23 protein-coding genes are annotated in these 21,480 nt (G+C 41.1%); all 23 read right to left on the bottom strand.

Translation table 11 applies throughout. From position 1 onward, the window contains the following. Window positions 1-42: 42 nt before the first annotated feature. The 23 genes from U9R83_RS11730 to U9R83_RS11620 all read right to left on the bottom strand — a co-directional run bounded on the left by U9R83_RS11730 (window position 43) and on the right by U9R83_RS11620 (window position 21,418). Window positions 43-321 (bottom strand): YokU family protein, encoded by a 279-nt coding sequence (locus U9R83_RS11730; protein ID WP_013057076.1) that lies wholly within the window; start codon window positions 319-321, stop codon window positions 43-45. A 2-nt stretch (window positions 322-323) separates the two neighbouring features. Then, window positions 324-1,733, bottom strand: a complete 1,410-nt coding sequence (ablA, locus tag U9R83_RS11725; protein ID WP_098626453.1) for a lysine 2,3-aminomutase — start codon at window positions 1,731-1,733, stop codon at window positions 324-326. Window positions 1,734-1,775: 42 nt separating this feature from the next. Further along, entirely contained in the window at window positions 1,776-2,255 is a 480-nt protein-coding gene (locus tag U9R83_RS11720) for a GNAT family N-acetyltransferase (protein ID WP_208732305.1), read from the bottom strand. Next, on the bottom strand, window positions 2,243-3,763 hold the full coding sequence (locus U9R83_RS11715; RefSeq protein ID WP_014460081.1) for a M81 family metallopeptidase: 1,521 nt from the start codon (window positions 3,761-3,763) through the stop codon (window positions 2,243-2,245). The genes U9R83_RS11720 and U9R83_RS11715 overlap by 13 nt, the downstream gene beginning before the upstream one ends. Window positions 3,764-3,792: 29 nt before the next feature. Then, window positions 3,793-5,250 carry an aldehyde dehydrogenase family protein gene (locus U9R83_RS11710; RefSeq protein WP_209369224.1) on the bottom strand — a complete coding sequence of 486 codons (1,458 nt, stop codon included), beginning with the start codon at window positions 5,248-5,250 and terminating at the stop codon, window positions 3,793-3,795. 28 nt (window positions 5,251-5,278) lie between these two features. Continuing rightward, a complete protein-coding gene (locus U9R83_RS11705) occupies window positions 5,279-6,574 on the bottom strand; it encodes an aminotransferase class III-fold pyridoxal phosphate-dependent enzyme (RefSeq protein ID WP_029321798.1) in 1,296 nt (431 codons plus the stop codon). After that, window positions 6,558-7,943, bottom strand: coding sequence for an aminotransferase family protein (locus U9R83_RS11700; RefSeq protein ID WP_098626449.1), 1,386 nt, complete (start codon window positions 7,941-7,943; stop codon window positions 6,558-6,560). Before U9R83_RS11700 ends, U9R83_RS11705 begins: the two co-directional genes overlap by 17 nt. Next, on the bottom strand, window positions 7,931-9,121 hold the full coding sequence (locus U9R83_RS11695; protein WP_182420587.1) for a thiolase family protein: 1,191 nt from the start codon (window positions 9,119-9,121) through the stop codon (window positions 7,931-7,933). The genes U9R83_RS11700 and U9R83_RS11695 overlap by 13 nt, the downstream gene beginning before the upstream one ends. After that, window positions 9,121-9,783, bottom strand: a complete 663-nt coding sequence (locus tag U9R83_RS11690; protein WP_243549349.1) for a 3-oxoacid CoA-transferase subunit B — start codon at window positions 9,781-9,783, stop codon at window positions 9,121-9,123. Before U9R83_RS11690 ends, U9R83_RS11695 begins: the two co-directional genes overlap by 1 nt. Window position 9,784: 1 nt before the next feature. Next, entirely contained in the window at window positions 9,785-10,441 is a 657-nt protein-coding gene (locus U9R83_RS11685; RefSeq protein WP_098626443.1) for a CoA transferase subunit A, read from the bottom strand. A 179-nt stretch (window positions 10,442-10,620) separates the two neighbouring features. Next, window positions 10,621-10,950 carry a DUF3870 domain-containing protein gene (locus tag U9R83_RS11680; RefSeq protein WP_013057066.1) on the bottom strand — a complete coding sequence of 110 codons (330 nt, stop codon included), beginning with the start codon at window positions 10,948-10,950 and terminating at the stop codon, window positions 10,621-10,623. A 213-nt stretch (window positions 10,951-11,163) separates the two neighbouring features. Then, window positions 11,164-11,412, bottom strand: a complete 249-nt coding sequence (locus U9R83_RS11675) for a ferredoxin (protein ID WP_013057065.1) — start codon at window positions 11,410-11,412, stop codon at window positions 11,164-11,166. Window positions 11,413-11,449: 37 nt separating this feature from the next. Beyond that, a complete protein-coding gene (pdxS, locus tag U9R83_RS11670) occupies window positions 11,450-12,334 on the bottom strand; it encodes a pyridoxal 5'-phosphate synthase lyase subunit PdxS (protein WP_014460089.1) in 885 nt (294 codons plus the stop codon). Between the two features lie 193 nt (window positions 12,335-12,527). Next, window positions 12,528-13,511, bottom strand: coding sequence for a quinone oxidoreductase family protein (locus tag U9R83_RS11665; protein ID WP_014460090.1), 984 nt, complete (start codon window positions 13,509-13,511; stop codon window positions 12,528-12,530). Window positions 13,512-13,525: 14 nt separating this feature from the next. Then, window positions 13,526-14,299, bottom strand: a complete 774-nt coding sequence (locus U9R83_RS11660) for an enoyl-CoA hydratase/isomerase family protein (protein ID WP_328575244.1) — start codon at window positions 14,297-14,299, stop codon at window positions 13,526-13,528. A gap of 29 nt (window positions 14,300-14,328) precedes the next feature. Further along, window positions 14,329-15,090 (bottom strand): SDR family NAD(P)-dependent oxidoreductase, encoded by a 762-nt coding sequence (locus U9R83_RS11655; RefSeq protein WP_226701239.1) that lies wholly within the window; start codon window positions 15,088-15,090, stop codon window positions 14,329-14,331. An 11-nt stretch (window positions 15,091-15,101) separates the two neighbouring features. Next, window positions 15,102-16,880 (bottom strand): acyl-CoA dehydrogenase family protein, encoded by a 1,779-nt coding sequence (locus tag U9R83_RS11650; protein ID WP_328575243.1) that lies wholly within the window; start codon window positions 16,878-16,880, stop codon window positions 15,102-15,104. Further along, on the bottom strand, window positions 16,868-17,611 hold the full coding sequence (locus tag U9R83_RS11645; RefSeq protein ID WP_014460094.1) for a 2-phosphosulfolactate phosphatase: 744 nt from the start codon (window positions 17,609-17,611) through the stop codon (window positions 16,868-16,870). Before U9R83_RS11645 ends, U9R83_RS11650 begins: the two co-directional genes overlap by 13 nt. Beyond that, window positions 17,608-18,666, bottom strand: a complete 1,059-nt coding sequence (locus U9R83_RS11640) for a phosphotransferase family protein (protein WP_243549343.1) — start codon at window positions 18,664-18,666, stop codon at window positions 17,608-17,610. The genes U9R83_RS11645 and U9R83_RS11640 overlap by 4 nt, the downstream gene beginning before the upstream one ends. Window positions 18,667-18,691: 25 nt before the next feature. Next, window positions 18,692-19,093 (bottom strand): acyl-CoA thioesterase, encoded by a 402-nt coding sequence (locus tag U9R83_RS11635; protein WP_013083164.1) that lies wholly within the window; start codon window positions 19,091-19,093, stop codon window positions 18,692-18,694. A gap of 14 nt (window positions 19,094-19,107) precedes the next feature. Beyond that, complete coding sequence (locus U9R83_RS11630; RefSeq protein ID WP_014460096.1) at window positions 19,108-19,890, bottom strand: enoyl-CoA hydratase; 783 nt, start codon at window positions 19,888-19,890, stop codon at window positions 19,108-19,110. Beyond that, complete coding sequence (locus tag U9R83_RS11625) at window positions 19,887-20,771, bottom strand: 3-hydroxyacyl-CoA dehydrogenase family protein (RefSeq protein ID WP_014460097.1); 885 nt, start codon at window positions 20,769-20,771, stop codon at window positions 19,887-19,889. Before U9R83_RS11625 ends, U9R83_RS11630 begins: the two co-directional genes overlap by 4 nt. A gap of 80 nt (window positions 20,772-20,851) precedes the next feature. Then, window positions 20,852-21,418 (bottom strand): TetR/AcrR family transcriptional regulator, encoded by a 567-nt coding sequence (locus tag U9R83_RS11620; RefSeq protein WP_014460098.1) that lies wholly within the window; start codon window positions 21,416-21,418, stop codon window positions 20,852-20,854. Window positions 21,419-21,480: the final 62 nt, after the last annotated feature.

Here is a 21,480-nt window from a genome sequence, read left to right as displayed (position 1 = left end):
TATCCATCTCCCACAAAAAGCAGGAGATGGACCCTTCATTGCTTACTTTGAAAAATCAAAGTAGTTTCGTTTTAATAGACGAGGCAAGCTCATAAGCTGTTCGTACGTTACACTTTTTTCTAAGGCAGAGGTGTTGATTAAAAACAGTTGATCTTCAATGTGTCCAACCGTTTCATCTGTTTGATACGTAATTCCGCATTCTGAACATGTAATGGAAGGCGTCTCTTTAATTTCTATAGCTTTTGTGCCGTCAGGAAGCTCCCAATATACCGTTGCATCCGTCTCTTTCGCTTCATAGGATTCGCACCATTGACATTTCAATATTATTCCTCCTTCGCTCCCGCCGTTTCGTATTTTTTCATTTGCGTTTCAAATTTTTTCTCTTTTAATTGATCGCGCTTTTCACGCTTGTCTTTTAAAGAGCTATGCTCTGGATTTTGATCGTACGTTTTCCGGCGGTCAAGACGGTTCAGACCTTCTGGCGTTAAGTTGAACTTTGTATCATCAATAATCGAAAGAACACCGTTGCTTTCAAATTTTTCAAACACTTCAGGATATACTTTTTTATAAAATTCTTCTGCGCTACCACTTTGGTAATTTTGCGGCTCCGGATAAGACGTAATAACACCTTCAAAGTTTCGAAGCACAACTTTATTGGAGCTTTGAGAAATAATGTAATTTGGCTGCAATGGAATTTTACCGCCTCCTCCAGGAGCATCCACGATAAACGTAGGAACTGCATAGCCGGACGTATGGCCGCGAAGTCCTTCCATAATTTCTAGCCCTTTACTGATCGGCGCACGGAAATGGCCGATTCCTTCTGATAAATCACATTGATAAATGTAATAAGGACGCACACGAATTTTTACTAAATCATGCATAAGCTGCTTCATGATTGGCACGCTGTCGTTAATTCCGGCTAAAATAACCGCTTGGTTTCCAACTGGAACTCCTGCGTTCGAAAGCATTTCACAAGCACGCTTTGATTCTTCTGTAATTTCAATTGATGTGTTAAAATGCGTATTTAGCCAAACCGGATGATATTTCTTTAAGATATTGCACAGGTTTTCTGTAATGCGCTGCGGGAACACCACCGGTGCTCTTGTACCGATACGAATAATTTCTACGTGCGGAATATCGCGCAAATTTTTCAAAATATATTCTAAAATATTGTCATTGATTAATAGTCCGTCTCCTCCAGAAATTAATACATCACGGATTTGAGGGTTGGCTGCAATGTAATTAATAGCTGTATCCAGCTGTTTTTTTGGAACGCCCATGCCAATTTGTCCTGAAAAACGTCTTCTTGTACAGTAGCGGCAGTACATCGAGCATTGATTTGTAACTAAAAACAGCACGCGGTCGGGATAACGATGAGTTAAGCCAGGAACCGGTGAATCTTCATCTTCGTGAAGCGGATCTTCTAAATCATACCTTGTTTTATGCAGTTCTTCTGAAATAGGAACAGACTGCATTCTGATTGGACATTTCGGATCGTTCTCATCCATTAACCATGCGTAATAAGGAGTGATATTTAACGGAATCGTTTTGGTTGCAATTTTTACGCCTTCTTCTTCTTGAGGTGTTAAATTTATGACTTTCTTTAAATCTTCCAATGTTTTAATTGTGTTTGTCAGCTGCCATACCCAGTCGTTCCACTGCTCGTCCGTTACATCTTTCCAAAGCTCGATTTCTTTCCAGTGTCTGCTTACTTTATATAATGTATTTTTCATTTTATATTCCCTCCAAAGTTCATTTTTTGAATAGATGTTCTACTAAAAAATTGACCGCACCATATAATAGCGATCTTCTCCTTCGCCAAACTCTCCTGATCGCGTTTCTTTAATCGTAAAGCCCATTTTTTTATACAGCTTCACAGCGCCTTCATTTTTCACATTCACAGTCAAACAAACGCTTTCAAAACTATCTTTTTGTAAAATCGAAAATATTTCTTCTAAGAACAGCTGTCCAATTCCGCTTCCTTGTTTATCAGAGCGGACGTAGAAACCAAAGATATAAGCTTTTGTGACATCTTTGTAATCTCGAAGCAGCTCGCAAATGGCAATTGGCCTTGCGTCATTTTCCTGGAAATATTGAATGAGCTTTCCATAGCGTGCTAAAGGTACAAGCGTCTGTTCATCAACGGCTCCCATGCCGGGAAACGCATCTTTTTCAAGTTCAATCATCATTTTTTGCTGCTCAGGATTTAACGATTCCGGCACTTCGATATAGTACTGCTCTTTTAATGCATCCATTTTTCTTTCCTCCTTTTTTCACTTTCATATTTTGCATCTTGCAGCGGCCATATTGGACTTGGAAGGTGCTGATAATTAAAGGTCGTTAAGCGGTTTGACGCTACGCCTGGCGCATCCACATAGATGATAGATCCTACAAGCGGTTCAAAAGCGGCTCTGAAATGATTTTTAGCTTTTAAACCAATGATTTTTTTCGTCGCTGGCTCAATGCCAATATGGCGAAAAAGTTCAGGATCATTGGCTGATACCGGCCTTCCAATCAGCAAAATATCCAATTCTCCTACTTGAATGTGAGCTGCACCTTTTACATTTACTTTTAAATGCTGATTAAACGGTCCTGAATTGTAAAACTCACCTTCCGACAAAGCAACGACCTTGGCCTCAACTTCAACGGGCTTTCCGAACTCAGGAGAAACTTTTCCTCCTAAGGAAAGAGAGACGTAATTCCCAGCTCCTGCTTGCACGCATTGTTTAATAGATTCAGGGTCATAAAGACCTCCAAACAGTGTCCTCGGCATATTTAGCTTCAGCATGTATTCCAAAAGCTCTGTTGTATCGCCGCTTCCGCAGCTTAAAGGATTGTCCGCTATATCAGCGAGCACTATTGGCTGTTCGTCTGATAGTTTTAACGCTGTTTGCAGACCCTCTTCAACGGTAGGCAAATCCACGATAAAATCTTCTTTTATACTCCAAAACTGAGAAGCTAGTCTCTTTGCTATTTTTTCTGCTGTTTCAGGATTCAAAGCTGTTACGAGCACGCTTGCTCCGGCAATTGAAATATCAGAATAAGGAAAGCCTCCAAAAATAGAAACATTGTATACGTCTTCTTCTTGCTCGGCTTGCTTAGCAAGGTCCATCATTTTTTTCATCGGCCCTTCTGCTGTTCGCATATTAATCGACGGCAAAAGCATAGGCATTTTTTTAAAAGATGCATAATAGATAGCGCTTTCTTTTACTTGTGTTAAAAGCGCTCGCGCAGCGTTCACTCCTTGTTCGTACATATCAACATGAGGATATGTTTTAAACCCGAAATGAAGCGGCGTGTACGTAAGCATATCTTCACTGATATTTGCGTGCATATCGAGCGTAGTAGCAATGGGAACGTCGCTTCCTATGCAGCTTCTTATCTGACTTAACAAATGAGCTTCAGGATCGAAAAGATGCTCTACTACCATTGCGCCGTGCAAAGCGATTAATAAGCCATCTAGCGGGCCGGCGTGAGTAAGCGTATGCAACATTTGCTTTTCAATTGTGTAATAAGCTGCTGAAGATACAATCCCAGACGGAACTGCAGCTGCACAAACAAGGGGAACGATTTCTACTTGCTTCTCTTGCTTTAATACATCTAAAAATCCCCCTACTTCTGTTTTGGTTCCTGAGTATGCTTTATATATTTCCGTTCCAACAAAATAGCCTTCTTGTACAAAGTGTTCTATTTCTGTTTTTAATGGACTAAAGCTGTGAGATTCATGATAAAAAAAGGCAATGCCAATGCGATATGAAGACATGTGCTCCTCCTTTTCGCTAAGGTGCGAGATTAATAGTTGGTGTAGACAGACTTCCATTCTGTCATCACATCAAATGCATGATGAGAAACTTCCCTGTGGCCGTTGCCAGACATTTTCATTCCTCCGAATGCTACTCCCATTTCAGCATTAGATGTTCCGTTATTGATATAGACTAATCCGCTAACAGCGTCTTTTGCCGCTCGGCTGGCATAGTGCAAGCTGCTTGTATAAATAGAAGTGGAAAGCCCGTACATCGTTCCATTATTGACGCTCATTGCTTCTTCGTAGCCATCTACTTCAATAAAAGCAAGCACGGGACCAAAAATCTCCTCTTGAGCAATTGTGTGGTTCGAATGGACGTTATCAATAATTGTAGGCATGTAATAACAAGTTCCTAACTCTGATAAAGCATGACCTCCAAGCGCAATATTTCCGCCTTCTTCCACCGCTTTTTGTACGTAATTTTCTACTAAACGGCACTGCTGTTCATTAACAAGCGGTCCTATCACAACTCCTTGTTCAAGACCATTTCCAATCTTCATTTCTTTTGTAAGAGCTATTACTTTTTTCAAAAGCTCTTCTTTTACTGAACGCTCCACAATCACTCTACTAGCTGCGGTACAGCGCTGCCCCGTTGTCGTAAATGCTGATTTAACAATTCCTTCTGCTGCTTTATCCAAATCGGCATCTTTTAACACAATAACAGCGTTTTTTCCTCCTAGCTCTAAAGAAATTCGTTTTAAGGTTTTGCTGCTCATTTCTGCTAACTGCTGACCAACTTCCGTAGAACCTGTAAATGATATGATTTTCACTTCAGAGTGCGTAGCAAGCTTTTGTCCAACAATTCTGCCCGATCCTGTAAGCAAGTTAATTGTTCCTTTTGGAAGCCCCGCAGCGTGCAATACTTCCATAAAAATCTTCGCTGAGAGCGCTACTTCTGAAGCCGGCTTCCAGACAACGGTATTGCCAGCGATTAAAGCGGCAAACATTTTATAAGAAGCGAGAGAAACAGGAAAGTTCCAAGGTGTAATACATGCCACAACTCCAAGCGGTTCGCGAACCATTTTTATATCTCGGTCAGGAAAGCCAGCGGGCACTATTTCGCCAAACAAACGTCTTCCTTCTCCAGCCATATACTGAGCTGTTGCAATGACGACACCAACTTCCCCTATGGATTCTGTCAGCGGTTTTCCCATCTCTTTTGTCATCACTTGAGCTAGCTCTTCTTTTCTGTCTTCAAAAAGCTCAGCTGCTTTTGTTAAAAATGCTGCACGTTCAGGAATGGATGTATTTTTCCAGTGGCTGTAGGCTGTACTAGCCGCTTTTACCGCATCATCAACTTGACTAGCCGTAGCGGCTGCGCACGTTCCAACGAGCTCTTGTGTTGCAGGGTTTATACTTTCAAAATAGGTTTGCTCCTCTTCACTTACCCACTCGCCGTTAATATATAAATTTCCTTGTAACAGTTCGATTTTAGTCTGACTCATATTGTTACCCTCCTTTTCATTTAAAAAGCTAGTTAATTGAAACTGCTTCTGTGATGGCTTCTTCTAGTAAAGACAGTCCTTGATCCAGCACGTCTTTATCAATATTTAGCGGCAGCATTAAACGAATGGTTTGCCCTTTGACTCCACAGTTCATAATTAGCAGTCTTTTTTCCAGCGCTTTTGATTTAATAACAGGGACATAAGCAGCTGCTGTTTCAACATGAAATTCAATACCAATCATCATACCAATTCCTCTAACCTCTTTAATAGCCGGTAAATGTCCGATAGAATGCTGAAGGCGTTTAACAATATCAGCGCCTACTTTTTCACTGCGCTCTACAAGCTTTTCTTCTTCAATGATTGAAATATTAGCTAAAGCCGCTGCGCACGATACTGGATTTCCGCCAAAAGTAGAACCATGTCCAGCTGTTGGCCATTTCTCATGCAGTTCTCGGCTTGCTACAATGGCTCCTAAAGGCATGCCGCCGGAAAGAGCTTTTGCTAAAACTAAAATATCTGGTGTGACTCCAGCATGTTCTGCGGCAAACATTTTTCCAGTGCGCCCAAATCCCGTTTGCACTTCATCAAAAACAAGCAGAATGCCATAATCATTCGCTATGTCTCTCAGTGCACGTAAAAAGCTAGAAGGAGCAGGGTAATAGCCCCCTTCGCCCATGACTGGCTCAATTACAATCGCCGCTACGCGTGAAGGATCCACTCGCAGATCAAACAGCTTTTGCAGTTGATTTAAGCAATATGCTTCTGCATCTTCCTCGTCAACATTAGGAAGCTGACTTGGATAAGGATAAGGGACGTGATACACTTCTCCTAAAATCGGCTCGTAGTAGCTGCGGTATTTTGAGCTTGAAGCCGTAATAGCTGTAGCTCCTAGTGTACGACCGTGAAAAGAACCTTCAAAAGCAATTATCGCTGGTCTGCCAGTGGCCGCTTTTGCTAATTTGAGCGCACCATCAATGGCTTCTGCGCCTGAGTTTGAAAAAAACACCGTGTCTAAGTTTCCAGGCGTAATTTGCGCAAGTTTTTCTGCCAAATTCACTGCTGTTTCGTAATAGCCGTAGTTTAAGCCTAGGTGAAGCAGCTGATCTGCTTGTTTTTTTATCGCTTCTACCATCTTTTCATGCGTATGACCCACTGCATTGACAGCTACTCCTGATACAAAATCAATATATTCCTTGCCATCAGCTGTCCAAAATTTCGCACCGTGCGCTTTTTCAATAACAAGCTCTGTTACTCTTGTCATCACCGGTGATAAATGTTTTTTTCCTTTGATTTGAAGCTCTTCTGTTTTATTTTGTACTTTCATATGACTCATCCTTTCTTATGTGCTGATAAAAAATAGAAAACGCATAATCTAGCAATCTCACTATTTCATCAACTTCTGATTTCGTTATATTTAAAGGAGGACTGATAATGATATGTTCTCCTTTATGTCCATCTATAGATCCGGATCCTGGATAAAAGACGCCTCCAAGCTCCATACAAATTTCATTGAGCTTTTCGCTGGCTGCTTCACGTGGCTCGAAAAATATCTGTTGATTGGCGTCTTTCATTAGTTCTAATCCAATTAAAAGTCCGCGGCCGCGAATATCTGAAATATAAGGATGCTTGCGCTGCAGCGCTACTAAACATTCCATTAAATACGCGCCTTGAGTTTCAACGTTTTGAAGGATATTCATTTCTTCATACATATCCAAAGCAGCAAGGCCTGCCGCTATTGAAACAGGATGTCCACTGTACGTATAGCCATGAAGAAATTTCCCGCTGCTATTTTCTAACAAGCCTTGAATCAGACGGTCATGAACAATCATTCCTCCTAAAGGAGCGTACCCCGCTGAAACTCCTTTACCAAACGTTAGGATATCCGGTTCGATTCCGAATTGTCCCACTGCAAAATCAGTTCCCGTTCTCCCGAAGCCTGTCATCACTTCATCAACAATCAAAAGAATGTCATAACGGCTACAGAGCTCACGTACTTTTTTGAAATAGTCAAGCGGAGGTACAACAGCTCCTTGCTGACTTCCTACGATGGGCTCTGCGATAAAAGCTGAAATATTTTCTGGACCAAGCTCTAAAATGGTGCGTTCAATATCGGTGATACAGCTCCAGTTTTGATTTGCCACGCAGTCTTCTTGATTGCGATTATACGGACAGCGATGACAATACGGCGAATAGACATGCGCAAAATGTAAAAGATTAGGTGTATAAGGATATCGTCTTTTTACGTCTCCTCCAGCTGATAGTGCCCCTATCGTGTTTCCATGGTAAGACTGCCACCTTCCGATTACGATGTGTTTTTGCATCTTTCCGGCATCCCTGTGATATTGCCTTGCTAATTTTAATGCACTTTCATTTGCTTCTGATCCTCCTGATGTAAAATAGACTTTGTTTAAATGAAGCGGCGCCATTTCTCCAATTTTGCCTGCAAGTTTATGCAAAACATCCGTTTCAAAACGCAATGTATGAACAAACGCCGCTTTTTTTGCCTGCTCCGCCATCGCCTCGGCTATTTGCGCAATGCCGTGCCCTAAGTTTGCCGCCACGGCGCCGGAGCAGCCGTCTAAATACTTTTTTCCTTGTTCATCTATTAAGTAGCTTCCTTCACCATGCGTAATCATTGGATACTTTTTTGTTAAATCTCTATGAAAAACATAATCTCTTTTTATTTCGTCCATCTTTCCACCACCATCGCCATTCCTAATCCTCCTGCAACGCAAATAGTAGCCAGGCCGTATCGTCTTTTTTGCTTTTGGAGTTCATGACACAGAGTTGTGATGATTCTTGCCCCGGAGCAGCCTAAAGGGTGTCCAAGAGCAATCGCTCCTCCGTTTACATTCACTTTTTCTGATGTGATGTCCCATTCTCTTAAGCAAGCAATACTTTGAGCGGCAAATGCTTCGTTTAATTCAATCAAGTCCATATCACCTAAGCTTAAACCAGCTTTATTTAAAGCAATTTGCGAAGCAGAAACGGGGCCAATTCCCATTTCCTTTGGAGAGACGCCCGCTGCGGCAAACGACACAATCTTTGCCATAGGCGTTAATCCAAGCTGCTCAGCTTTTTCTTCCGACATCAACAGCATCATTGAAGCGCCATCGTTTCTGCCGGATGAATTGCCGGCTGTCACCGTTCCATTCTTTTGAAAAACAGGCTTAAGCGCACCAAGCTTTTCTTTGCTAGTAAGACGAGGAAATTCATCTGTTGCAAAATGCCTCATACCTTTTTTTCCTTCTTTTACAGGTACCGGGATAATTTCTTCTTCAAACAAACCCAGTTCTATAGCCCGCCTAGCTTTTTCCTGACTATAAAAAGCAAACTCATCTTGTTCCGTGCGGCTAATACTATATTTTTCAGCGAGCCACTCTGCCGTCTGTCCCATCGTAAACGTTCCGTATAACGTTTCAGGCTGTGATTTTGGCTGACTTTCTGTATTAGAGTCATAGAGTGTTAAATCACCAACGTGAAAACCAAAACGAGTGCCTACCGTATAGTGCGGTGCTTGAGACATGCTTTCCGCTCCTCCGGCTAATACCACTTCGGCTTGACCTGATAAAATGGACATAGCTCCATTCATTACAGCCTGCATGCCTGAACCGCACTGGCGGTGCACGGTATAAGCTGGAATACGTTCAGAGAATTGAGCTCTCAGCCCGGCTACTCTCGCTATATTAGGAGCATGAGCGCTTTGTTTCGTCTGTCCGACAATGATTTCATCAACAATCTCTGAAGTATATCCCGCTGAAGACAAATTGTTTTTCATCACAAGAGAGACTAGTTCTTCTGGAAGCGTATCTGCAAGCGAACCGCCAAACTTTCCAATAGGGGTTCGAAATGCATTTACAATCACTGCCATTATGCTGTCACCTCATTGTTTTTATTAAATAATTTAGAAACGTGAAAAGAAGCCTCTGTTTTTTGTTGTACTTCCTCTAAAGAAACACCCGGAGCTGTTTCAAGAAGTTCAAGACCAAGATCCGTTACCGAAAAGACAGCTAATTCCGTAATAACCATATCAACTCGTCGCTCTGAAGTAAGCGGGTAAGTTAACTTCCCAACTAGCTTTGACTCTCCTTGACTATTCGTATGAAGAGTCGTAACAATCACTTTTTTTGAGCCTTCTAATAAATCCATTGCTCCTCCTACGCCAAGAACGCTTTTCCTAGGAACAGCCCAGTTCGCAATTCTGCCTGCTTCATCTACTTGAAGCACTCCAAGAATGGATACATTCACATGGCCTCCGCGTATCATGGCAAAGGAATCAGCGCTGTTAAAAAATGAGGATCCTTCTAAAACCGTGACGGGCAGCTTCCCCGCATTCACAAGTTCTGGATCTATATAACCTTCTTTAGGAGTAGGGCCAACTCCGAGAATCCCGTTTTCTGAATGTAAAAACACATGAACATCGGGTGAGATATAATTAGCAACCAAAGTAGGAATCCCTATCCCTAAGTTCACTACATCTCCGTGACAAAGCTCTTTTGCAGCGCGCGCAGCAATATATTGTTTGACGTTCATCTTATTTTTCTCCTTTCACTACGATATAAGTAACATATAAATGAGGAGTTACAATTTCTTCAGGAGAAATTTGTCCAACTTCAACAACTTCTTCTACTTCCGCAATCACGATATTAGCGGCCGTTGCCATAATTGGATTAAAGTTTCTTGCTGATTTGCTGTAAATAAGATTTCCCAGTCGATCTGCTTTTTTAGCTTTTATAAGAGCTACATCTGCGTGCAGCGATTCTTGCAAAACATATTTCTTTCCTTTTAACACTCGTTCTTCTTTTCCTTCCGCCAGCTGGGTCCCTACGCTCACAGGCGTATAAAATCCTCCGATGCCTGCTCCTCCTGCTCTAATTGCCTCGGACATTGTTCCTTGCGGGATGAGCTCCACTTGAAGTTCTTGTTGTTGATAAGCGTGTACAACTTCAGGGTTGGAAGTAAAATAAGACCCTATGGCTTTTTTTACTTGTTTTTTTTGAACCAATACACCTAATCCTTTTCCAGGTTCACCGAGGTTATTACTAATAATCTCTAAATCTTTAAGGTTTGATTTGGCAATCGCTTCAATCAGACTAAGCGGGCTTCCAACAAGACCAAATCCACCTACCATAATGCGTGCGCCATCTGTTATTTTTTCTATTGCTTCTTCGCGCGTGATGATTTTGTTCATTTTGTTTCCTCCTTTTCTTTTTATATTTCACAGCGCTTTACACGAAAAAAACCAAGCAGGACACAATGACTCCCCAAAGAAAAAGGGATGTCCCCCACTCTTTGTAAAGTGTGTGTGTCTGCTTGGTTTTAATAAGACCATGAAAAGAGGTTGTCTTCTCACTTTATTCTAACCAAACGCTATGTAATTTTTTGATTCACATTATCCCAGTAACGTTGGATTGCAGCCTGAAGCGCTACGATAATCGCCTGTTGAGATGGAGCAAAATAATAATTTTGAATACGTTCAATAAGAGGTTCAATTCCATCTGCAAGGCAGTAACCAATAAGCAGCTTCCGGAAAAAATTTTGCGTTAGCTCCGTAATAAACGTAAACTCAGCATTTACAATTTTATGCTCTGTCAGATCCACTTCTAGTACAATTCCCGCATGCTTATACATTTCATACATGGAAGTTCCCTGTGGAGCTTTTGCATATCCTGTCACAATGACTGTATTCAGTATTTGCATGCCCCTTAATCTCCTTTTAAAAACTATTTGATTACTCTGCACTTTTACACTAATAATTCTGAAAGGTCAAATGAGGCTAACTCATATGCTTTTAGTTATGTAAGTGCTTTCATTTTTAAAAAGATATGTTCTTACACAACTAACATTTCGCCTTTTCTAGACAAAATCCTTCTTTTCTTTTAAAAAACTTTCTATTTTTTTATTTATTCCGCTTTATTGAAATTTATTCGAGTCTCCATCAAACTTTTCATCCGCTATACGGATGGACTCTGTTGGACAGCCTTCAAACGCATCTATCAAATCGTCTTCCAACTCTTGGGGCACTTCAACCGTGCCTTGATTATCATCAAGTATAACGAACGCAATTCCTTCATCATCATAATCATAAATATCAGGTGCCGCAGCTCCGCATGCGCCGCACGCAATACACGTTTCTTTATCAACTATCGTATATTTCCCCATGGTCATTCTCCTAACTAAGTTTAAAAGTTATTACTCATTACCAGCCGCGTTCTTGCATACGATTTTCTGGTAATAATGATGAAATTTCAATTCCTTTCATTGCACTTCCTAACCCTTTTGACAAGCTTGCAATAAGTTCATAGTCTTGATAATGTGTTGTTGCTTCCACGATTGCACGCGCAAATTTTTCCGGGTTGTCTGATTTGAAGATTCCTGATCCAACGAACACACCGTCTGCTCCAAGCTGCATCATTAAGGCTGCGTCTGCTGGTGTTGCTACGCCGCCTGCGGCAAAGTTTACAACCGGTAAACGGCCTTCACGTTTAATTTGCAGTAAGAGCTCATAAGGCGCACCTAATAGCTTAGCTTCTGTCATTAACTCATCTTCATCCATGCCTACCACTTTACGTACTTGAGCGTTTACTTGGCGCATATGACGCACTGCTTCGACGATGTTTCCTGTTCCTGGTTCGCCTTTTGTACGAAGCATTGAAGCACCTTCACCAATTCGTCTTGCTGCTTCGCCTAAATCACGGCATCCGCATACAAATGGAACCGTAAATGTACTTTTGTTAAGGTGATATTCCTCATCAGCTGGAGTGAGTACTTCACTTTCGTCAATATAGTCTACGCCCATTGCTTCTAGCACGCGCGCTTCAACGATATGGCCGATGCGGGCTTTCGCCATAACTGGAATGGATACAGCGTTCATCACTTCTTCAACAATTGTTGGGTCTGCCATACGAGACACGCCGCCTGCTGCACGGATATCGGCTGGAACACGCTCTAACGCCATAACGGCAACAGCGCCTGCTGCCTCTGCAATTTTTGCCTGTTCTGCATTGATCACGTCCATGATAACGCCGCCTTTTTGCATTTCTGCCATTCCCCGCTTCACGCGGTCCGTTCCATTTCTCACCATATTCAATTCCTCCTTTATATGTTCAAACACTTATTATGCAACTTCCATGCCAGTGTTAAAATATAGAAGAAATTAGTAAAAAACATTGATTTTTATGCCAAATTATTAAGCGGTTTTTAAAAAATTGGCAGGTGAAAGCCAATTTTTTAAACCAAAACAGCTCCCGTCCCTATTAGAGACGGAAGCTGTTTTGTTACGGAACTAACACTAATTTTCCGGTCGTTTTTCTTCCTTGAAGCAGACGATGTACATCTGCCGCTTCATCAAGTGAAAATGTGCCGCCCAGCATTAATTTTAGCTGACCGGAATTTACGTAGTTTAATAGCTCATGCAGGCTTTGCTGATAAAGCGCTGGTTTTGCCATCATTTGAGGTAAGAAAAAGCCTAGAACCGATTGATTTTTTTCCATCAGGCGGGCAGGGTTGAATTTTACAGGTTTTCCGCTAGCCATTCCGTAAAAAACGAGACGCCCAAATGGTGCAAGACATTGAAGAGATTCATAGAATATATGCCCTCCTACCATTTCTAAAATAATATCGGCTCCTTTTCCTTCCGTTACTTCTAAAATTCGTTTTTCCCAGCCTGTTTCTGTATAGTTAATCGCTTCGTCAGCTCCGAGATTTTTTGCGAGCTCAAGCTTTTCTTTAGAGCTCGCTGTAGCAATGACTTTTCCGGCTCCAAAAATTTTGGCAAGCTGAACAGCTAAGGTTCCGACGCCGCCTGCTGCCGCATGAACGATGACGGTTTCTCCTTTTTCAAGGCGACCCATCGTTTTTAAAATATGATAAGCCGTTAGTCCTTGAAGAGGCAAAGCAACCGCTTGTGTTAAATCCACATTCTCCGGCAACGGAATAAGGCCTCTTGAATCTGCCAGCGTGTACTCCGCGTATCCTGTTGCTCGATTAGATCCTAGCAGCGTCACGACTTTTGTACCTACTTGTATCCCTTTTACATCCTCGCCTACTTCAACCACTTCGCCCGCTACTTCAGAACCTGGAATAAAAGGAAGCGGTGTTTCTACTACATATGCTCCTTCACGCCGCGCAGCATCGGCATAATTAACGCCGATTGCCGCAACTTTAATGAGCACATCTTTCTTTTTTGGTACAGGGCGTGCAATATCGATAACTTGAAGAACATCAGGTCCCCCGTACTGCGTAAATTGAATGGCTTTCATCGTAGATCCCCCTTTTATTTCCCTTGAAATAGTGGCTTTCTTTTTTCTTTAAACGCAGATATTCCTTCTTGATGATCTCTTGTTTCTACCATAAGAACTTGCGTTAGCCTTTCTTGTTCGAGCACTTGTTGTAACGTTAAATGAAATGAATCGTTGACAATTTTTTTCATTTTCCCATACGCTTTCGTTGGTCCTTGTGATAAGCGGCTTGCAAAGGAAGTTACCTCATCTTTCAGCTGATTTAACGGCACTACACGGTTTAAAAAACCGGCTTTATAAGCTGTTTCGGCATCCATAGGCTCTCCTAAAAATAACAGTTCCTTCGCTCTGTGGGGACCGACGACCTTTGTAAGAAAGTAAAGGCCTCCTCCGTCTGAAATCAATCCAACTTGAGAAAAGCTTAATACAAATCGGCTTTCTTCTGACGCAATGATAAAGTCAGAAGCGAGAGCTAAATTAAAAGCCGCTCCTGCTGCAAACCCATGAACTGCTGCAATAATTGGCTTCTCTAAATTTTGCATCGCTAAAATACATTCATTTAAACGGCCGATATGTTCATACACATCCGCTCCGGATGCTTGACCCATCGTTTTTACATCGCCTCCGGCAGAAAACGAGCGCCCCGCTCCATTTAATATGACTACTTTAATAGAATCGTCCCTTTGCGCCTGTTTTATTTCAGCTGTTAGCTTTTCAATCATTTCTTCACTGAATGCATTTAAACGATCTGGACGATTTAACGTTAAAGATAAAATAGTCCCCTGCTTTTCTACTACTAAATCACTCATAATTCGGATTCCCTCCTCTTTACTTTGCATTAAACGATAAGCCACCCGCCGTCTACTAATAAATCACTTCCCGTCATATACGATGCCTCTTTAGACGCTGCAAAAGCAATAACATTTGCAATTTCATCTGGTTTACCTACACGTTTTAAAGCCGTATTTTTTTCGATTGCCTTAGTGAAGCGCTCATTTTCAAGTCCAGGCTGTGTTAAAGGTGTTTCTACGAATCCAGGAGACACAGAGTTTACTCTGACTCCGTGAGGTGCTAATTCAAATGCCATTGCTTTTGTAAAGTTTATTAAAGCAGCTTTAGCAGCGCTGTAGTGAGGAATTTGCGCACCTGCTTTATGTCCTGAAAGAGAAGCGACATTAACAATAGATCGATTTTCTCCTATTCCTTCAGTTAAAAAAGGAATCAACTGTTTTGTTATAAGAAATACGCTTGTTAAATTAACGTCCTGTACGTGTTTCCACTGTTCAAGCGTTGTTTCTTTAATTGTTGAATTAACAGATCCGCCTGCATTATTAATTAATAAATGAATTTGTCCGTACTTTTCTTTTATAAACTCAGCAAGCTCTTTGACGTCTTCTTCTTTCGTTACATCAGCTGGGAAAATATCCGTGCATTTTCGTTCACACAGTGTGTCAATAGCGGATGCAGCCTGTACTAGCTTTTCTTGCGTTCGCCCGACAAGAATGACGCGGGCTCCTTCTTTTGCCATTCTCTGAGCGGTCGCTTCTCCAATGCCGCTTCCAGCCCCTGTAATAACAGCTATTTGCCCTTCAAAACGCATGATATCCCTCCCTATACAACATATCGCCCGCTGTCAATAAACTCACGAGCGATGCCTCGATTGCGCGTGAATTCGCCTTCACTTTGCAAATCATTCATCCATTTTCCAAGAATGGTGCGGTACTGCCGATGTTTTTCACCCGTTAACATCCCGTTTATTAATTGTCGGGCCTGTTTTTCAATTTCAAAGAGCGTTTCACTAACAACCGTTGCTGTCAGCTTGCTTTTTAACTTTTCTTTTTCTTCTCCATTTCTAGTTACGGCTTTTTCCGTGCGCAGCACAGATGACTCTATGGCAAATAGTCCAACAGCAATTTCTGCGAGCTTCATCAGCGTTTCTTGTTCTTGTGCTAGATTGGCTTGAAACGTTTGGAATGCTGTTCCTAATAAAGCAAGAAATAAATGTCTTGTGGTAATAACCGCCTGCTTCTCTCTGGCTAGAAGTTCATTTGAAGGTATTTCCCACTGACCGCTCATCAATTCACTAACGGCATGTTCTACTTGTTTGCTCAGCTCTATTTCTCCTTTGCCTGCTTTTTTTAGAAGCTGAGTTGGAAGTAATAGGCGGTTAATTTCATTTGTACCTTCAAAAATACGATTGATGCGTGAGTCACGATATACTTGTTCGATTTTATATTCTTGAATAAACCCTGCGCCGCCATGAAGCTGCAGCGATTCATCGGCAATTAAATCAAGAGTTTCCGATCCGTACACTTTACAAACTGAACATTCCATTGCAAATTCAGCCAGCTGTTTAGCTACTAACTTATGATTTTCACTTTCATATAGTCCACCAAGCGCCTCTTCTAGTAAACCAGCTGTACGGTACTGGATAGATTCAGATGCAAAAATACGAGCCGCCATTTTAGCTATCTTTTCTTTTGAAGCATTAAATTCCGCAATAGCTGTTTTAAACTGCTTGCGTTCTTTTGTATAAGATAAAGCAAGTTCAAACGCATATTTTGCTGCGCCCATACATGCAGAACCTAAGTTAAAACGTCCAAGGTTTAAGACGTTCAACGCAATCAAGTGACCTTTTCCTACTTGTCCAAGTACGTTTTCTACAGGTACTAAACAATCTTCGTAAATAACTGTACGAGTAGACGACCCTTTGATTCCCATTTTCTTTTCTTCTGGGCCGAGAGACAGTCCTTCAAAATCTTTTTCTACAATAAAAGCAGTAAAATGTTCTCCGTCTACTTTTGCATATGTGATGAACGTATCTGAAAAGGCAGCATTGGTAATGTACTGCTTCGTTCCATTTAATACATAATGCGTTTTTTCAGGATTTAATACGGCTTTTGTTTGGGCTGCAAGAGCATCAGAACCAGCTTCTGGCTCTGTCAGACAGTAGGCGCCAATATATTCACCGCTTGCCAATTTAGGCAAGTATTTTTCTTTTTGCTTCTTGGTGCCAAAATACGTAATAGGAAGTGTCGCAATGCATGTATGATTAGAATGAGCGACTCCATATCCACTTGTCCGGCCAATGATTTCACCGACGAGTCCTTTGCTTACTTTATCAAGACCTAGTCCTCCATATGTTTCTGGAATACTGTGAGCAAGAAGTCCAAGCTCGCCTGCTTTATGCATCAATTCTACTACTTTATTAAAATCCTGCTGCTCAATGTCACTGTGGTAAGGGTCTACTTCTTTTTCAATAAACTGCTTTGCTGTCTGAGCAATCATACGATGCTCATCCGTTAAGTCTTCGGGTGTATAAACGTGATGCGTAGATGTTTTTTTTAGTAAAAATGATCCGCCTTTTGCTTCGGTTTTCATTTCAGACATATCGTTTCCTCCCCGTTTACTAGCTTTTTTTTCACTACCTTAGGAACTACGGAATAGACGTTTTTCCGGCTTACAAAGCCAATTTCGTCTAGAAAGCCATACTGAGTGAGCATTTCTCCTACGGATGAGCGTTTCAATATTTCAAGAGGTGAATGCTCATAAGCTTCATACAAAAGCAGTGCGGCTTTTGCAGCATCCGTTAAATGAAATGTTTTTAATCGCAGCAGGCAGTTTATAAAATGACCCGCTCCATATAAATCTTCTAGACAGAAGCGATCCGACGAACCTGAACAAACTAATAAAACAGTTTCAGCTTGTCCTTGCTGATAGACAGCTCTGGCAACTGCTTCTCCATTTAAAAGTGAAGCAGCATACACCTGTTTTGCTTTTTCAGCGCTACGAATGGCCACCGTTCCATTAGTGGTAGACAAAATAACTGTTTTATTTTTAACATGCTCCTTTAACGTGCTGGGGTTTGGATCAAAAAAGCCTTCAATCGTTTTTCCTCTATATTCGCCTACAAGTGCAATTTCGTCAGGCTTATACGTTTTTGCTTTATTACGCGCTTCTTCTTCATTTTTTACTGGGATAACTTCTGTTGCTCCTTGCTGTAAAGCAGCCGCAATTGTTGACGTAGCCAATAAGACGTCAAATATAACGACCGTTTTTCCTTCTAGCTTTTTGGCAAGAAGCTCTTCTTTTTTGAGTATTACGTGAACTTTTCTTTTCATATATGCCCGCGTTCTGTATGCAGAGCATGAATAATTAGTGTTTTTACATACTCTCCAAATTGTGAAAACCGTTTATCATTTGTTTGGCCTTTTTTATAACGGTAATAAATTTGCTGACAAATGACAGCAAGTTTGAAGTACGCAAATTTCAAGTAAAAGTCAATGTGTGAAACATCTCGTCCGCTTTTTTTAGCATACGCTTCTACAAAATCTCGACGGGAATAAAAGCTTTTTTGCACAGTAACAGGTGGGTTCCCCAATCCTCTTTTTAAAAGTTCAGGGTCACTATCTTCCATCCAATAGCTCAGCGCAACTCCCAAATCAGCAAGCGGGTCTCCAACGGTTGTCATTTCCCAGTCAAATAATCCTACAATTTTCTTTCCATCCGGTGAAAATAACGTATTGTTAAGCTTATAATCATAGTGAATAATGGTCGAATGCTGTGTAGTGGGAATGTGTGTGGTCAACCATTTTTTTAAGGCTTCTACTTCCGGTATGTCACTTGTTTTTGATTTTTCATAACGATGAATCCATCCGTGTACTTGACGTTCTAAAAATCCTTCGGGCTTGCTGATTTTTTCAAGCAGCGTGCCTTTATAAGGAACATCATGAAGTTGAGCAAGAACATCCACCATTTGTTCTGAAATACAACGGCAAAGTTCGCTAGTTCCTTTCACGTCTTCTGGAAACGCTGTGTCGATGAGAACACCGTGCTTTTGTTCCATTAAAAAAAAGGATTTCCCGACCACCGTCTCATCTTCACAAAACACATACGGCCTAGGAGCGAGAGGAAAAGACTTCGATAAAACAGATAAAATTTTATATTCTCTTTGCATGTCATGCGCTTTTGGCGCAACTGGCCCAAAGGGAGGGCGTCTCAACACCGCCTCCCACTCTCCGACTGAAAGAGCGTAGGTTAAATTGGACGCACCTGATCCAAATTGCTTGATTAAAAGAGGCTCTTTAGGTAAATCAGGAATCGAAACACGGAGAAACTGATGCAGTTTTTCCGTGTTTAATTCTTCTCCTTTTCGTACAGGAATGATTTGTGACATTCTTTTACCACCTGCTTTTTTATAGTTAAACAGCTACTTTATAATTCATCAAAAACTGCTTAATGTCCGCTGGAATAGAAACGCTTTTTTGCGCATCAAAATCAAAGTACACAATGACAGCTTCTCCTTTAGCAATCAGCGACCCCGTCTTGCTGTCGGTAATTTCATGGCCAATTGTAAAGCTTTTATTCCCGACATTAGATACAAAGGTTTTAATCATTAGCACTTGATTAAAATAACCTTGCGCAACAAAATCACATTTAGTAGACGCTAAAATATACTCCCACTTTTTTGTATGCATGGATGCTCCCATTTCTTCAAAAAAAGCAATGCGGGCCTCTTCTAAATAAATGAAATAGCTCGTATTATTAATGTGACCAAGTGCGTCTGTTTCGCAAAAACGCACTTTGACCTGTGTTTCATACATGGTTTTCTCCTCCTTTACTTATGTGAAAAAACAGCGGGACGCTTTTCAATAAATGCTGATACTCCTTCTTTAATATCTTCTGTTTGAAAGACTTCTTCAAACAGCTCTGCCTCAAGTTCAAGACCTTCAGATAATGTACGATTCATTCCTTCGTTTACCGCTGTCTTAATTCGAGAAAGTGACGGAAGAGAGTGGCGGTTAAATTTCTTAGCCAGCTCTTTAGCTTTTTCGAGCCCTTTTCCTTTAGGCGTGACATGATTGGCAAAGCCTGCATGAAGCGCTTCTTCTGCAGAAACAGGACTGCCGGCAAACATCCACTCTTTAGCTTTAGAAACGCCGATTACGCGTGGAAGACGCTGAGTGCCGCCTCCTCCAGGAAACAATCCGAGTTTCACTTCCGGAAGACCGATTTGAGCATGTTCTTCGGCAATGCGTATATCAGCAGTTAGTGAAAGTTCGCACCCTCCTCCAAACGTTAAACCGTTTAACACGACAATTGTTGGTTTTTCAATGTTTTCAAGTTTTTGCAAAACGCGATGGGTTTTCATAAACTCTTCTTTAATGCCGCTTTGCCCCATTAACTGAGGAAACTCTTTAATATCAGCTCCAGCCATAAACGCCCGGTCGCCCGCTCCCGTTAAAATGATTGTAATGACATCAGGATCTTTACTAAGCTCTTCATACGTTTCTTCAAGCTGCTGCACAACAGCTTGGCTCATTACATTTAAAGGCGGGTTATCAATGGTTACAATTGCCGTTTTCTCTTCTTTTTCAATACGTACAAATTTTTTCATCATTGCTTCACTCCCTGTGTGTGGTATGTGTAAAAACCTTTTCCTGTTTTGCGCCCAAGCTCGCCTTTTTGAACTTTTTCTTCAATGCACGCAGCTGGCTTGTCCTCTGGATCCCCCGTTTCGCTATAGCGCTGCTGCATCACAAAATATCCGACGTCAATTCCTGAAAGATCCATCAATTCAAAAGGACCGATCGGGTGGTTGAGCGCTTTTTTGCAAATCGTATCAATATCTTCAAAATCTGCGTATCCATTCTCATAGAGAAAAACGGCTTCTTTTTGCAACGCTCCTAAAATTCGATTGGCAATAAAACCTGAGATTTCTTTTTTCAGAAGGACTGCTGTGCGATTAATTTGCTTACAAACTTCCATTGTCGTTTGAGCTGTTTGTTCACTTGTCTTCTCACTCATCACAACTTCTACGCAGTCCATTACAAGAGGAGGAAAAAAGAAATGCATGTTAACGATTTGCTCTGGACGGTTTGTTGCACTTGCAATAAGCGAGTTAACAATAGTTGAACTATTTGATGCTAAAATGGCGTGACTTGGTGCGTACTCATCTATTTCTTTAAAAACGCTTTGTTTTACATCTAACTTTTCTACAACGGCTTCAATCACAAAATCAGAATTTGAAACCGCTTCCTTTAATGTGTTTGTAAAAGACAACCTTTGAAATGCGGCTTCTTTAGCATCCGGGGAGATTTTGCCTTTATGAACCCACTTGTCTATAATTGCTTCCAGCTTATTTTTTGCATCAATGAGTGATTGTTCATTCATATCTTGGATAATCGTTTCATATCCTCCAAGTGCACAAAGCATACCGATTTGATGTCCCATTTGTCCTGCGCCAATGACAGCAATACGCTGTATATCTTTACTATCCATGTTATATCCTCCTTTTAATATAAAAGGAGAGAAAGAGCTTATACTTTCCCGCCTTTTACGAGCACTGTCTAGCCTAACAGCTACTGTGACTGAATACCTTTCATTAGCATCTTATAAAAAATAGCTGCAACTTCTCGATCTGTCTTTTCACCATCCGGCTGAAACCAAAAATAGCTCCAATTTGTCATTCCTAATATGCCTAGCGTCACGATATCTGAAGGCAAATCTGAACGGAATTGCCCTGCTTCCATTCCTTTTTCAATAATTTCTTGTACGTTTTCTTTAAAACGATCGCGCTTTGGAATGATTTGTTCTAAGTGTTCTTCACTCAAATGACGCATCTCTCGAAAGAACACTTTAGCTCGAAGACCTTCTTTCTCAATATCATGAACAAGTTTAAAAATAATACTGTGAAGCTTTTCTGGATAAGATGTTGTCTTATCTGCAAGAATCGTCTCTTGGTTTTCTATTAATCTTTCAATATATTGAAGATGAATATCCATTAAAAGCTCTTGTTTGCTTTTGAAATAATAATAAAACGTTCCTTTTGTGACGTTTAATTCATTTACAATATCTTGAATAGACGTTTCTTTGAAACCTTTTTGAGCAAAAAGCTGAATGCTTCGTTCCATCATCAAATCTTTCATCGTCAAACCCTCTCTGTCTTTTCTCATTTTCACAAATTATACCATGGCTTAGAGGGAGCTTT

This window comes from Priestia sp. LL-8, from assembly GCF_036227845.1.
Lineage (GTDB): Bacteria > Bacillota > Bacilli > Bacillales > Bacillaceae_H > Priestia > Priestia zanthoxyli.
This window is presented reverse-complemented; position numbering and strand designations above follow the sequence as displayed.

Bases quoted from the DNA above. Each gene is read 5' to 3' on its own strand.
- ablA (WP_098626453.1), bottom strand. From the start codon at position 1,733: ATGAAAAATACATTATATAAAGTAAGCAGACACTGGAAAGAAATCGAG.
- U9R83_RS11720 (WP_208732305.1), bottom strand. From the start codon at position 2,255: ATGGATGCATTAAAAGAGCAGTACTATATCGAAGTGCCGGAATCGTTA.
- U9R83_RS11715 (WP_014460081.1), bottom strand. From the start codon at position 3,763: ATGTCTTCATATCGCATTGGCATTGCCTTTTTTTATCATGAATCTCAC.
- U9R83_RS11710 (WP_209369224.1), bottom strand. From the start codon at position 5,250: ATGAGTCAGACTAAAATCGAACTGTTACAAGGAAATTTATATATTAAC.
- U9R83_RS11705 (WP_029321798.1), bottom strand. From the start codon at position 6,574: ATGAAAGTACAAAATAAAACAGAAGAGCTTCAAATCAAAGGAAAAAAA.
- U9R83_RS11700 (WP_098626449.1), bottom strand. From the start codon at position 7,943: ATGGACGAAATAAAAAGAGATTATGTTTTTCATAGAGATTTAACAAAA.
- U9R83_RS11695 (WP_182420587.1), bottom strand. From the start codon at position 9,121: ATGGCAGTGATTGTAAATGCATTTCGAACCCCTATTGGAAAGTTTGGC.
- U9R83_RS11690 (WP_243549349.1), bottom strand. From the start codon at position 9,783: ATGAACGTCAAACAATATATTGCTGCGCGCGCTGCAAAAGAGCTTTGT.
- U9R83_RS11685 (WP_098626443.1), bottom strand. From the start codon at position 10,441: ATGAACAAAATCATCACGCGCGAAGAAGCAATAGAAAAAATAACAGAT.
- U9R83_RS11680 (WP_013057066.1), bottom strand. From the start codon at position 10,950: ATGCAAATACTGAATACAGTCATTGTGACAGGATATGCAAAAGCTCCA.
- U9R83_RS11675 (WP_013057065.1), bottom strand. From the start codon at position 11,412: ATGGGGAAATATACGATAGTTGATAAAGAAACGTGTATTGCGTGCGGC.
- pdxS (WP_014460089.1), bottom strand. From the start codon at position 12,334: ATGGTGAGAAATGGAACGGACCGCGTGAAGCGGGGAATGGCAGAAATG.
- U9R83_RS11665 (WP_014460090.1), bottom strand. From the start codon at position 13,511: ATGAAAGCCATTCAATTTACGCAGTACGGGGGACCTGATGTTCTTCAA.
- U9R83_RS11660 (WP_328575244.1), bottom strand. From the start codon at position 14,299: ATGAGTGATTTAGTAGTAGAAAAGCAGGGGACTATTTTATCTTTAACG.
- U9R83_RS11655 (WP_226701239.1), bottom strand. From the start codon at position 15,090: ATGCGTTTTGAAGGGCAAATAGCTGTTATTACAGGGGCTGGAAGCGGC.
- U9R83_RS11650 (WP_328575243.1), bottom strand. From the start codon at position 16,880: ATGTCTGAAATGAAAACCGAAGCAAAAGGCGGATCATTTTTACTAAAA.
- U9R83_RS11645 (WP_014460094.1), bottom strand. From the start codon at position 17,611: ATGAAAAGAAAAGTTCACGTAATACTCAAAAAAGAAGAGCTTCTTGCC.
- U9R83_RS11640 (WP_243549343.1), bottom strand. From the start codon at position 18,666: ATGTCACAAATCATTCCTGTACGAAAAGGAGAAGAATTAAACACGGAA.
- U9R83_RS11635 (WP_013083164.1), bottom strand. From the start codon at position 19,093: ATGTATGAAACACAGGTCAAAGTGCGTTTTTGCGAAACAGACGCACTT.
- U9R83_RS11630 (WP_014460096.1), bottom strand. From the start codon at position 19,890: ATGATGAAAAAATTTGTACGTATTGAAAAAGAAGAGAAAACGGCAATT.
- U9R83_RS11625 (WP_014460097.1), bottom strand. From the start codon at position 20,771: ATGGATAGTAAAGATATACAGCGTATTGCTGTCATTGGCGCAGGACAA.
- U9R83_RS11620 (WP_014460098.1), bottom strand. From the start codon at position 21,418: ATGAAAGATTTGATGATGGAACGAAGCATTCAGCTTTTTGCTCAAAAA.